Genomic DNA, 13015 nt, shown 5'->3' with positions numbered 1-13015 from the left:
GCCGTCCGGCAGGTATAAACGACAAAGGGCCCAATCAAGGGCCCTTTGCTTTCTACATCAACAACTTATTAAGCGAACGGGTGACGCAAAACGATGGTTTCGTTGCGGTCCGGGCCCGTCGAAATAATGTCAATCGGCGCACCGACCAACTCTTCGACGCGCTTGATGTAGTTGCGAGCAGCTTGCGGCAGCTCTTCCAGCGTCTTGGCACCGACGGTGGATTCGGTCCAGCCTGGCATCTCTTCGTACACCGGCTCCAGGCCGATGTAGCTGTCGGCGTCAGTCGGCGCGTCGATCACTGCACCATCCTGGTTCTTGTAGCCAACACAGATGTTGATGGTTTCCAGACCGTCCAGCACGTCCAGCTTGGTCAGGCACAGGCCCGAGATGCTGTTGACGTCGATAGCGCGACGCAGGATGACGGCATCGAACCAGCCGCAACGACGGGCACGGCCGGTGGTAGCGCCGAACTCGTGGCCACGCTTGGCCAGGAATGCACCCACGTCGTCGAACAGCTCAGTCGGAAACGGACCCGAACCCACGCGAGTGGTGTACGCCTTGGTGATGCCCAGGATGTAATCCAGGTACATCGGACCAAAACCCGAACCGGTAGCGATGCCGCCCGCGGTGGTGTTGGAGCTGGTGACGTACGGGTAGGTACCGTGGTCGATGTCCAGCAGGGAGCCTTGGGCGCCTTCGAACATGATGTCTTTGCCAGCGCGACGCAACTCGTGCAGCTCGGCGGTGACGTCGAGCATCATCGGCTTCAGCAGCTCGGCGTATTCCATGCACTCGTCGAGTGTTTTCTGGAAGTCGATCGCAGGCTCTTTGTAGTAATTGACCAGGACGAAGTTGTGGTAATCCAGCAACTCACCCAGCTTGGCGGCGAAACGCTCACGGTGGAACAGGTCACCGATGCGCAGACCACGACGTGCAACCTTGTCTTCATAAGCCGGGCCGATGCCGCGACCGGTGGTACCGATCTTCAGCTCGCCACGGGCCTTTTCACGGGCCTGGTCCAGCGCGACGTGGTAGGACAGGATCAGCGGGCAGGACGGGCTGATACGCAGGCGCTCACGCACCGGTACGCCTTTCTCTTCCAGCTTGATGATTTCCCGCAGCAGAGCGTCGGGTGCAACCACCACGCCGTTGCCGATCAGGCACTGCACGCCTTCGCGCAACACGCCCGACGGAATCAGGTGCAAGACGGTTTTTTCGCCGTCGATCACCAGGGTGTGACCCGCGTTGTGGCCACCCTGGTAGCGCACTACGGCGGCAGCATGTTCGGTCAGCAGATCAACGATCTTGCCTTTGCCCTCATCACCCCATTGGGTGCCCAGGACTACGACATTCTTACCCATAACACTTGTCCTCATTCGCGCAAACTTGGTGCCGGCCGCAGCCGACAGGAAAACTCAAGAAGCCAGTGGCGATACTTGCCAAAGCCCGTTCTGCTGAATCAATTGCCGGTCGCAGTCCGCTTCACGGGCGGCGGCCAAAGGTTGTCCAGGCAACGCCTGAACGACACGCTGACCCTCACTGCGCAACTGACAAACCTGCTGCCAGAGTGCCGCATCCGTACTGTCAGGCATCCAGATACCGCCAGACGGTAGCTTGATCTCAGCACGCCCCAGGGTCACCAGGGTTTTCAAATCGGTGGAGAAGCCGGTTGCCGGACGAGCGCGACCGAAGTCGGCGCCGATGTCGTCGTAACGACCGCCTTGGGCAATGGACTGGCCAACACCCGGTACGAACACCGCGAACACCACACCGGTGTGGTAGTGGTAGCCGCGCAACTCACCCAGGTCGAAATAAAGCGGTAACTCCGGGAAACGCGTGGACAGACGCTCGGCAATCGCCAGCAAATCGTCCAGCGCCGCCAGAACCGGCGCTGGCGCATGCGCCAGACGCTCGCGAGCAGCGCTCAATACTTCACGGCCGCCACACAGATCGACCAACGCGCGCAACATGCCCGACAGATCGGCAGGCAAGCCTTCGGTCAAGGTAATGACCTCGTCGATGGCCTTGCGTTGCAACGCATCGAACAACTGCTGTTCAACTTCGCCAGACAGACCGGCCGCACGGGCCAGGCCGCGGTAGATGCCGACATGACCGAGGTCCATGTGCACATCCGGCACGTCGGCCAGTTGCAGCATGGCCAGCATCAGGCTGATGACTTCCACGTCGCTGCTCGGGCTGGCATCGCCATACAACTCGGCGCCCAGCTGGATCGGGCTGCGTGAGGACGACAGGGCGCGCGGCTGGGCATGCAGCACGCTGCCGGCATAGCACAGGCGGCTCGGGCCTTCACGGCGCAGGGTGTGCGCATCGATGCGCGCCACTTGCGGCGTGATGTCGGCACGGAACCCCATCTGCCGGCCCGATTGCGGGTCGATGACCTTGAAGGTCCGCAGATCGAGGTCCGAGCCCGCGCCGGTCAGCAGGGATTCCAGGTACTCGATATGGGGAGTCACGACAAACTCGTAACCCCAGCTCTGGAACAGATCCAACACCTGACGACGCGCGACTTCAATGCGCGCCGCCTCTGGTGGCAGTACTTCTTCGATGCCATCTGGCAGCAGCCAGCGGTCTACCGTTGCCATTACGCCATTCCCCTATGATCCGGGCGGCCAGCCGTTGGGCGAGCCTTGAGTGAAGCAGAAAATGGTCGGCTCATGTGCAAACCACGCGCATAAACAACGTGGCGAAAAGCCTGAAACCGGCTTCGCCAACCACTTTCCTCGAAAAACCTGTCGAGTCATTCAACTCGGGCGCCCGCTAAAAACAGCAATCAAACGTGCAGACGCAAAAAAGCCGGGAATTTCCCGGCTGCCGCATCATACACACGTTTTCCCAAAGGATCACCCCGCCCGAGGCTTTAGCCGCCAGGCGGGGGATGATTCAGGTCAACATCGTATCAAGGCTTGGCTTTTTCCAGGTAACGGAAGAAGTCGCTGCTTGGGTCCAGGACCATGACGTCGGATTTGTTCGCGAAGCTTTCACGGTAGGCGCGCAGGCTACGGTAGAAACCGTAGAACTCCTGATCCTGGCCGTAGGCCTTGGAGTAGATCGCAGCGGCCTGGGCATCACCATCACCGCGAACCTCTTCGGATTCACGATAGGCTTCAGCCAGCAGCACGCGGCGTTGACGATCGGCGTCGGCACGGATGCCTTCTGCCAGCTCGTTACCCTTGGCGCGGTGCTCGCGAGCTTCACGCTCACGCTCGGAGCTCATACGCTCGAACACACTGCGGTTCACTTCTTTCGGCAGATCGATGGCCTTGACCCGAACATCGACAACTTCGATGCCCAGCTCTTTTTCCGCCATCTTGTTCAGTGAGGCAGTGATGTCGGACATCAGCGCATCACGCTCACCGGACACCACTTCGTGCAGCGTGCGCTTACCGAACTGGTCACGCAGGCCCGATTCCAGACGACGGGAAAGACGCTCGTCGGCAATCTGCTTGAGGCCGGAAGTCGCGGTGTAGAAGCGCTCGGCATCTTTCACGCGCCACTTGGCGTAGGCATCGACCATCACGGCTTTCTTTTCCAGCGTCAGGAAGCGTTGCGTCGGTGCATCCAGCGTCATCAGGCGTGCGTCGAATTTGCGCACCTGGTTAACGTAAGGCACTTTCACATGCAGGCCCGGCTGAACATCGGCCTGGACCACCCGACCGAACTGCAGCAGCACCGCACGCTCGGTTTGAGCCACGATGTAGAAGCAGTTCCAGGCAGCGATGGCCACGACGACGCCGACAATAAGGGCGATCAGCGATTTATTGCTCATCAGCGACTCTCCCTGGTACGTGCTTGCTGTTGCTGCAGATCAGCTGCCGCACGCGCATTCGCTTCATTGCTGGTGGCTGCCGCACCGGTCACCGGAGTGCTGGTGTTGCGACCACTTTCGACCATCTTGTCCAGCGGCAAGTACAGCAGATTGCTCTGGCCATTCTTGTTGCCGGTCACGAGGACCTTGCTGGTGTTGGTGAAGACTTCCTGCATGGTGTCCAGGTACAGACGCTCGCGGGTGACTTCAGGGGCCTTGCGGTACTCGCTCACCAGTTTGGTGAAGCGATCAGCCTCACCCTTGGCGCGCGAGACGGTTTCGTCACGGTAGCCGTTGGCATCTTCGAGGATACGCTGGGCCTGACCACGGGCTTCCGGCACGACGCCGTTGGCGTAGGTTTCAGCCTGGTTGCGCGAACGCTGCTCGTCTTCACGGGCACGGATCACGTCATCGAAGGCTTCCTGTACTTCGCGCGGTGCCGCTGCGCTCTGTACGTTCACCTGAGTGATGGTGATACCGGTGCGATAGGTATCCATGAAGCGTTGCAGACGCTCCTTGATTTCGCTGGCCATCAACTCACGACCTTCGGTCAGCACCTGGTCCATCGCGGTGGAACCCACCACATGGCGCAAGGCACTTTCGGTCGCGTGCTGCAGGCTGATTTCCGGCGCATCGACGTTCAGCACGAAGTCCTGCAGGTTGCTGATCTTGTACTGCACGGTCAGCGGCACTTCGACGATGTTCTCGTCTTCAGTGAGCATTTGACCCTGCTTGGTATAGGCACGCTCACGCGTGACGTTTTCCAGGTACTTGCGATCGATCGGCGGGAAGTAGATGTTCAGGCCCGGGCCGACGGTTTCGTAGTACTTGCCGAAGCGCAGCACCACGGCTTGCTCCTGCTCGTCGACTACGTAGACCGCGCTGTACAGCCATACGGCCGCCAACACGACCAGGCCGATGCCGAGCAGGCCGCCGAAGCCGCCACTCTTGCCCGAACCACCGCCGTCATCACCGCGTTTCTTACCACCACCGAACAACCCGTTCAGGCTTTCCTGCAGCTTTCGGAAGGCCTCGTCGAGATCCGGTGGTCCCTTGCGGTCGCCGTTATTGCGGCGCTTGCCACCCCAAGGATCCTGATTATTCGAGTTGCCACCCGGCTCATTCCAAGCCATAGCGCTCTCCATCTGATAAAGCAAAGACGCACCCACGGCGCGCCGACCAATGCTACAGAATGCCTGTCACCGCGGCACAACCGCTTTTTCAGGCTTTTATTGCAAAGTGTGTTGTTCGATGAATTCCATCGGTTGCAGACCTTCGCGACTCACCAGTCGATTCAACTCAACCCGTGGCAAGCGAACGGCCAGCAGGCTGATGCCTTCTTCGTCGTGTTCTTCTTTCTGCACCGCACCGAGTTCGAAAAACTGCGCACGCAGTCGAGCAAAACGTTGCGGCAAGCGCAAGGTGCCAACAAACAAATCACCGCCCAGCAACTCGGCAATGGCTTGCTCAAGCAATTCCAGACCACTGCCATCACGCGCCGACAGCCAGACCCGTTGGGGCTTGCCGTTTTCGTCGCGCTGGATTTGTGGCTCAACGCCTTCAAGCAAATCGAGTTTGTTATAGACCTCGAGGATCGGCAAGTCCTGGGCACCGATCTCGCCCAGCACCACCATCACCTGCTCGATCTGCAACATGCGATCCGGTTCGGCCGCATCGATCACGTGCAACAGCAGGTCTGAGTTGCTCGACTCTTCGAGCGTAGACCGAAATGCCTCAACCAGTTTGTGAGGCAAGTGGCGTATGAAACCCACCGTATCGGCCAGGACAATCGGCCCCAGGTCGTCGAGCTCCAGACGGCGCAAGGTCGGGTCCAGCGTGGCAAACAACTGGTCAGCCGCGTACACGTCGGATTTCGTCACGTTATTGAAGAGCGTGGATTTGCCGGCGTTGGTATAGCCCACAAGGGACACGGTAGGAATATCCGCACGCGAACGGCCGCGTCGCGACTGCTCGCGCTGACTGCGCACTTTTTCCAGTCGGCCCTTGATCTGTCGCAGGCGTACCCGCAGCAAACGGCGGTCGGTTTCCAGCTGGGTTTCACCCGGGCCACGCATGCCGATACCGCCACCTTGACGCTCAAGGTGAGTCCAGCCACGAACCAGCCGGGTGCTCATGTGGTCAAGCTGGGCCAGTTCTACCTGGAGCTTGCCTTCATGGGTACGGGCGCGCTGGGCGAAAATATCGAGAATCAGACCCGTGCGGTCGATCACGCGACACTCGAAAACACGTTCGAGGTTACGTTCCTGACTGGGCGTGAGGATGTGATTGAAGATCACCAGATCTGCCTTCTCGGCATGGACCAGGTCGCGAAGTTCCTCGACCTTGCCGCTGCCAATCAGGAATTTGGCGGTTGGCCGATGACGCGGCACGTTAAAAAACGCAACGGTCTCGGCGCCAGCCGAATTAGCCAACTCCTGAAACTCCTGCGGATCTTCGCGCGCCTCAGGGTCCTGTCCATCCAAGTGAACGAGGATCACTCGCTCACCACCACCGTGGCGCTCAAAGAACAAAGGAGACTCCTATCAGGCGTTACCTGGCTCAGCGTCACCTGCTTCGGATTCGGTTGCGCTAGGCAGACGAATTGGACGAACCGGCACCACTGTAGAGATAGCGTGTTTGTAAACCATCTGGCTGACGGTGTTTTTCAGCAGGATAACGAACTGGTCGAAAGACTCGATCGTGCCTTGCAGTTTGATCCCGTTCACCAGGTAGATGGACACCCCAACTTTCTCTTTACGTAAAGTATTCAAGTAAGGGTCTTGTAGCGAATGCCCTTTTGACATGTGCCGCACTCCTTTAAGGATTCAATATAAAAAATAGGTAAACAGATGGCTTGTGGCCGTCACACCCCCAAGGATAGACGGCAATTGCAAGGACTCAGCTCAATATGGAGATGGTCCCCAGGTATTTCAAGGCGCGCGGCAGATTGTCGCAATCCAGGCTGTCCAACCAGTGTAAATCAGCCCAGCTGCGCAGCCAGGTGAACTGACGCTTTGCCAATTGGCGCGTGGCAATGATTCCACGCTCCTGCATCTCGGCTTGGGTCAGCTTGCCATCCAGGTAGTCCCAGACTTGTCGGTAGCCTACCGCACGTATAGACGGCAACCCGGAATGCAGGTCACTTCGCTTACGCAGGGCTACGACCTCGTCAATGAATCCCTGTTCCAACATAACTGTGAATCTTTGTTTAATTCGCTCGTGCAGTACCTGGCGATTTGCCGGAGCAATGGCCAAGTTCGCGACAGTATAGGGCAATTGTTGCAGTCCCGAAGCGGCTGCTTCAGTACTTTGCGCACTTTGTCTCAGCCGCAGCTCGGTCATGCTCTGACCGCTGACGCGATAAACTTCCAGCGCTCGACTGAGTCGCTGCGGATCGTTCGGATGAATTCGCGCCGCCGAAACCGGATCTACGAGCGCCAATTGTTCGTGCAGGGCTTGCCAGCCAAGGCGTGCAGCCTCTTCTTCGATCTGCGCACGAACCTCGGGATCCGCCGCCGGCATTTCTGCCAGTCCTTCGACCAAAGCCTTGTAGTAGAGCATCGTGCCGCCTACAAGCAGCGGAATTTTGCCTCGCGAAGTGATCTTGGCCATCGCCTCCAGCGCATCACGGCGAAAATCCGCCGCCGAATAGCTCTCGGCCGGGTCAAGAATATCGATCAAACGGTGCGGAAACTCGGCCAGAATCTCTTTCGAAGGCTTGGCGGTGCCGATGTCCATGCCGCGGTAGACCAGCGCCGAATCGACACTGATCAGCTCGCAAGGCAGCACTTTGGTCAGTTCGATGGCCAGATCAGTCTTGCCCGCTGCGGTCGGGCCCATCAGGAAAATCGCAGGTGGGAGCTGGCTCATCAACGACCGCGCAAGAACAGTTTGTCCAGATCGTCCAGGCCCAATTGGGTCCAGGTCGGTCGGCCATGGTTGCATTGACCGCTGCGCTCGGTGTTTTCCATGTCCCGCAGCAGACCGTTCATTTCCGGCAGCGCCAGACGCCGGTTTGCCCGAATCGCGCCGTGGCAGGCCATGGTGCCAAGCAGTTCGTTGAGGTGCGCCTGGATACGGTCACTGGTGCCGTATTCCATCAGATCGGCCAACACATCACTCACCAATCGATTCGCTTCAGCTTGCTTGAGCAAGGCTGGAATCTGCCGGATCGCCAGTGTTTCCGGGCCGAGGCGCTGCAGTTCAAAGCCCAGACGCTGGAACCACGCGACGTTTTCTTCGGCGCAATCGCCTTCGCGCTCGCTAACCGCCAATGATTCCGGCACCAACAGCGGCTGGCCGCTCAGGCCTTCGCTGGCCATCGCGATTTTCAGGCGCTCGTACATGATCCGTTCGTGGGCGGCGTGCATGTCCACCAGCACTAGGCCTTGGGCGTTTTCCGAGAGAATGTAGATACCTTTGAGCTGCGCCAATGCATAGCCCAATGGAGGAATATCATCCTGACCGGCCGGGAGCGCGACGGCATTTGCCTCTGGCAAAGGTGCAAAAAACTCCCGGTACGCCGCCTGGGCTTCAGCCGCTGGCACGCCGGACTGAGGACGCGGCGTGTATTGATACTGATAACCGGCGCCAGCGCCCGAGCCTGCCGTCGTATTGAACGACGGCTGCGCCTGAGGCTGCTCCAGCAGGGCATTGGCCGCCAGGCGCATTTCGCCCTGGGGACCGAATTCACCGGCGTCTATGCCGGTCGGCCGAACGATCGCCGTCGCCACCGGCGCAGCCAGATGATCATCCGGTCGCACATCGCCCAAGGCGCGGTGCAAGGTGCCGTAGAGAAAGTCGTGGACCATACGCCCGTCACGGAAGCGCACTTCGTGTTTGGTCGGGTGCACGTTGACGTCGACACCGGCCGGATCGACCTCGAAAAACAGCACGAACGTCGGGTGCCGACCATTGAACAGCACGTCGCGATACGCCTGGCGCACCGCGTGGGCCACCAGTTTGTCGCGCACGGCACGGCCGTTCACAAAAAAATACTGCAAGTCCGCCTGGCTGCGGTTGAACGTCGGCAACCCGACCCAACCCCACAAATGCAGGCCATTGCGTTCGATTTCGATCGGCAGCGCCTGTTCCAGGAAACCTGAACCGCAAATCGCTGCCACTCGCCGCGCACGGGCCGCGTCGTCATGGGCTTCGTGGAGGCTGAGGATGGTTTTGCCGTTGTGACGCAAATGAAACGCCACGTCGAAACGCGCCAGCGCCAGACGCTTGATCACTTCTTGCAGGTGATCGAATTCGGTTTTTTCAGTCTTGAGGAATTTGCGCCGCGCCGGGGTGTTGAAGAACAGGTCGCGCACTTCAACCGAGGTGCCCACCGGATGAGCCGCGGGTTGAACCCGGGGGGCCATGTCCCGGCCTTCGGTCTCGACCTGCCAGGCCTGGTCGGCATCCTTGGTCCGGGACGTCAGGGTCAGACGCGCCACGGAGCTGATCGAGGCGAGGGCTTCACCGCGAAACCCGAGACTCATGACCTGCTCGAGGTCTTCCAGGTTGCGAATCTTGCTGGTGGCATGTCGCGCCAGGGCCAGCGGCAGGTCATCGGCCGAAATGCCGCTGCCGTCATCGCGCACCCGCAACAGCTTGACGCCACCCTGCTCCACATCGACGTCGATGCGTTTGGCGCCGGAGTCGAGGCTGTTCTCCAGCAACTCCTTGATCACCGAGGCCGGGCGTTCAACCACCTCACCGGCGGCAATCTGGTTCGCCAGTCGCGGGCTGAGCAGCTCGATGCGAGCCGCATGGGTCAACACCTGATTCATTCTTTGGACGCCAGTTCTGTGCCGGGAATGGTCAGGGTCTGACCGATTTTCAGCTCGTCGCTTTTCAGGTTATTGGCGCTGCGTAATGTGGCCGGAGACACTTGGTAACGCACGGCAATCATCGCCAGCGTCTCGCCCGGGTTTACCCGGTGGTCACGTGGGCCTTGAGCGATCTTGCCGGAATCACGCAGCCAGGCGATGTAGGTGCCCGGCGGCGGGTTTTGCTGGAAGAACTGGCGCACGCCACTGCTGATCGAACGCGCCAGCGCCTGCTGGTGGTTCGCGGCAGCCAGTTTGGACGCTTCGTTGGCGTTGGAGATGAACCCGGTTTCCACCAGGATCGACGGGATGTCCGGCGACTTCAACACCATGAACCCGGCCTGCTCCACGCGCTGTTTGTGCAGCGGCGTGACGCGACCGATGTTGCTCAAGACTTTTTGACCAACGTTCAGGCTGGACGTCAGGGAAGCCGTCATCGACAGATCGAGGAGCACGCCCGCGAGCATGCGGTCCTTGTCGTCGAGGCTGACGTTGCCGGCACCGCCGATCAAGTCGGAACGGTTTTCGCTATCGGCCAGCCAACGGGCCGTCTCCGAGGTGGCGCCGCGATCAGACAGGGCAAACACCGACGCACCGAACGCCGCAGCCGAAGGGGCGGCATCGGCGTGGATCGAGACGAACAGGTCGGCGCCTTTCTTGCGGGCGATTTCGGTACGGCCGCGCAATGGAATGAAGTAGTCGCCGGTACGGGTCAGTTCGGCGCGGAAGCCTTTCATGCCGTTGACCTGGCGTTGCAATTCGCGGGCGATGGCCAGCACCACGTCTTTTTCACGCTGACCGCGAGACCCCGAGGCACCCGGGTCTTCGCCGCCGTGGCCGGCGTCGATCACCACGATGATGTCGCGTTTGCCGGCAGGCGCAGGCGGCAGCTTCACCGGAGGCTCTACCGGCGTGACCGGCACCGGCGCCACCGTCGCGACATTGGTCGGCGCCGGTATTGGCGCGGCATCGGCGGCGTTATCGAACAGGTCGACCACCAATCGATTGCCGTATTGGGCATTTGGCGCCAGGGTGAAGCTTTTTGGCGTAACAGCTTTTTTCAGGTCGATGACCACCCGCAAATCGGTCGGCGTGCGTTGGGCCGAGCGCATGGCGGTAATCGGGGTGTTCGAGGTGTTGACGTTCAGCGGCGAGCCAAGGGAGGCGCCATTGATGTCGATCACCAGCCGATCCGGGGAGGTCAGGGTGAAAACGCTGTGTTGCACCGGCCCGGTCAGGTCGAACACCAACCGTGTGTTATCCGGCGCCCGCCACAGGCGAACGCTGTTGACCTTAGTCTCGGCCACAGCGTCGACGGTCACCGCCAAAAACAACATCCCTACGGCAGCTACCATCGCGCGAAAGCGCATACCTGACCCCATCATTTAATTGGATTCCAATGCCAAAGCGGCACACCACGACTCGCCGCGCGAGCCCTGGGACAAAATTTTCAGCGAACGCCCGCTGTCTTGCGGGCTAATGGTAATGGTCAGGTCGGGCTTTGGCAAAAAGCCTGCACCCTTCTGGGGCCATTCGATCAGGCACAGCGCGTCGTCTTCGAAGTAATCGCGGATACCGAGGTACTCCAGTTCTTCCGGATCGACCAGTCGATAGAGGTCGAAATGGAAGGCCCGGATGTCGCCGATTTCGTAAGGCTCGACCAGGGTGAACGTCGGACTTTTTACGGCTCCCACATGCCCCAGGCCACGGATGATGCCCCGTGACAGCGTGGTTTTCCCCGCCCCCAGATCGCCTTCCAGAAAAATCAGACCGTGCCCTTGGGTGGTTTGTGCGATGCGTGCGCCAAATGCGGTCATCGCCTCTTCATCGGCCAGGTACAGGGTTACTTCAGACACGGTGCTTGCTCCTCCAACAACTGACGAATGGCTGGGATCAGATCACTGGCCGCCAGCCCGCGGCCCGATTTACCTTGTTGCTCGCCGGCATTGGCGTGCAGCCAGACCGCCAGACAAGCAGCGTTGAACGCGTCCATGCCTTGGGCCAGCAACGCGCCGACCAGACCGGCCAGCACATCACCCAAACCCGCGGTGGCCATGGCCGGATGCCCTTGATGAGACAACGCCAGGCGCCCGTCGGGGCTGGCGATCAGACTGCCGGCGCCTTTAAGAATCACAACAGCTGTATATTTTTTGCTCAATGCATGAGCTGCCGCCGGGCGATCAGCCTGGACTTCGGCGGTGCTGATCCCCAGCAACCGCGCCGCTTCACCCGGATGCGGCGTGATCACGCAGTCCTTGGGCAAGCTCACATGGTTTGAAGCCAGCAAATTTAACGCATCGGCATCCCAGACTTGCGGCAACGGCGCGTTGGCCGCCGCCGACAAAAGACTGCGCCCCCAGGCAGCCTGACCCAGGCCCGGGCCGACCACCAACACGGAAACCTTTTGCAGCAGTTCCATCAGTTGATTGGCCGAGGAAGTGCCCAACACCATCGCTTCAGGAATTCTCGCCAACGCCGCTGGCACATGTTCACTGCGTGTGGCCACGGACACCATGCCCGCACCACTGCGCAATGCGCTCTGCGCGCTCAGTAGAATGGCACCGCCGAAGCCACGATCACCGCCGATCAGCAAGACGTGACCGAATTTGCCTTTATGGGCGGTTGGCGCGCGACCTGCCAGACGCGGCAAATTACCGGCTGTCAGGCGCCGTGCATCAATGTCGACCCCGTTAAACGACTCGGCGCTGGCTTGCAGATCGTTGAACACCAGTTCGCCGACCACATCCGCGGCGTCCCCCGTGAACAATCCCACCTTCAAGGCAATGTAGGTCACGGTCAGATCAGCTCGGACAGCCGTGCCCAATATGCGCCCCGTATCGGCGCACAAACCCGAAGGGATATCCACCGCCGCCACCGGCAGTCCACTGGCGTTGATTGCGGTGATCGCGCTGGCGAACGGCTCTCGCACTTCGCCGGTCAAACCGGTACCGAGCAAGGCGTCGAGCACGATTCCACGCAATTCCGACTGCGCAGTGAAGGCTTGAACCGCAATGCCCTCGGACACCGCCTCGGCATGGGCCAGCGCCGCGTCCCCCTGCAAACGCTGGGGATCGCCAGCCGCCAAGACCCGGACATGCCAACCGGCACGCCGCGCCAGCACCGCCACCAGATAACCGTCACCGGCGTTATTGCCGCGACCGGCCACGACTGTCAATTCATTCGCCGACGGCCACTGACGGACGAGTGCACGCCAGGTCGCTCGCGCTGCCCGCTGCATCAATTCGAAGCCCGGCGTGCCGGCCGCGATCAGATTCGCATCGAGGGCTCGCACGTGCGCGGCGCTGTACAGCGCGTCGGGTAAATCATCTTTAGTGTGCGGCATGCGTCTTCGGGCTCCGATGTCTGGCAG

Annotated in this window: 11 protein-coding genes; all 11 read right to left on the bottom strand. The window is 60.4% G+C overall.

Going from position 1 to position 13015, the window contains the following annotated elements:
- Positions 1-68: 68 nt before the first annotated feature.
- The gene (locus QMX98_RS10550; RefSeq protein WP_010464193.1) at positions 69-1361 is read right to left on the bottom strand and encodes an adenylosuccinate synthase; all 1293 of its coding nucleotides are present in this window, start codon (positions 1359-1361) and stop codon (positions 69-71) included.
- A gap of 54 nt (positions 1362-1415) precedes the next feature.
- Positions 1416-2603: an ATP phosphoribosyltransferase regulatory subunit gene (locus QMX98_RS10545; RefSeq protein WP_010464194.1), complete on the bottom strand. Its 1188-nt coding sequence runs from the start codon at positions 2601-2603 to the stop codon at positions 1416-1418.
- Positions 2604-2917: 314 nt separating this feature from the next.
- On the bottom strand, positions 2918-3787 hold the full coding sequence (hflC, locus tag QMX98_RS10540) for a protease modulator HflC (protein WP_010464195.1): 870 nt from the start codon (positions 3785-3787) through the stop codon (positions 2918-2920).
- Positions 3787-4959 (bottom strand): FtsH protease activity modulator HflK, encoded by a 1173-nt coding sequence (gene hflK / locus QMX98_RS10535; protein ID WP_010464196.1) that lies wholly within the window; start codon positions 4957-4959, stop codon positions 3787-3789. Before hflK ends, hflC begins: the two co-directional genes overlap by 1 nt.
- 96 nt (positions 4960-5055) lie before the next feature.
- Positions 5056-6357, bottom strand: a complete 1302-nt coding sequence (hflX, locus tag QMX98_RS10530; RefSeq protein ID WP_010464197.1) for a ribosome rescue GTPase HflX — start codon at positions 6355-6357, stop codon at positions 5056-5058.
- A 12-nt stretch (positions 6358-6369) separates the two neighbouring features.
- Positions 6370-6630, bottom strand: coding sequence for an RNA chaperone Hfq (gene hfq / locus QMX98_RS10525; RefSeq protein WP_007902656.1), 261 nt, complete (start codon positions 6628-6630; stop codon positions 6370-6372).
- 94 nt (positions 6631-6724) lie between these two features.
- Positions 6725-7696, bottom strand: a complete 972-nt coding sequence (gene miaA / locus QMX98_RS10520; RefSeq protein WP_282410740.1) for a tRNA (adenosine(37)-N6)-dimethylallyltransferase MiaA — start codon at positions 7694-7696, stop codon at positions 6725-6727.
- Complete coding sequence (mutL, locus tag QMX98_RS10515) at positions 7696-9594, bottom strand: DNA mismatch repair endonuclease MutL (protein WP_010464199.1); 1899 nt, start codon at positions 9592-9594, stop codon at positions 7696-7698. Before mutL ends, miaA begins: the two co-directional genes overlap by 1 nt.
- Before the next feature lie 8 nt (positions 9595-9602).
- A complete protein-coding gene (locus tag QMX98_RS10510) occupies positions 9603-11030 on the bottom strand; it encodes an N-acetylmuramoyl-L-alanine amidase (RefSeq protein WP_042932425.1) in 1428 nt (475 codons plus the stop codon).
- Entirely contained in the window at positions 11031-11501 is a 471-nt protein-coding gene (gene tsaE / locus QMX98_RS10505; RefSeq protein ID WP_077750238.1) for a tRNA (adenosine(37)-N6)-threonylcarbamoyltransferase complex ATPase subunit type 1 TsaE, read from the bottom strand.
- Positions 11489-12988: an NAD(P)H-hydrate dehydratase gene (locus QMX98_RS10500; RefSeq protein WP_282410737.1), complete on the bottom strand. Its 1500-nt coding sequence runs from the start codon at positions 12986-12988 to the stop codon at positions 11489-11491. The genes tsaE and QMX98_RS10500 overlap by 13 nt, the downstream gene beginning before the upstream one ends.
- Positions 12989-13015: the final 27 nt, after the last annotated feature.

This window comes from Pseudomonas sp. PS02303 (genome assembly GCF_029959925.1).
In the GTDB taxonomy this organism is placed as follows: domain Bacteria; phylum Pseudomonadota; class Gammaproteobacteria; order Pseudomonadales; family Pseudomonadaceae; genus Aquipseudomonas; species Aquipseudomonas mandelii.
Note: the sequence above shows the minus strand (reverse complement) of the source record. Positions and strands in the feature narration are given on the sequence as shown.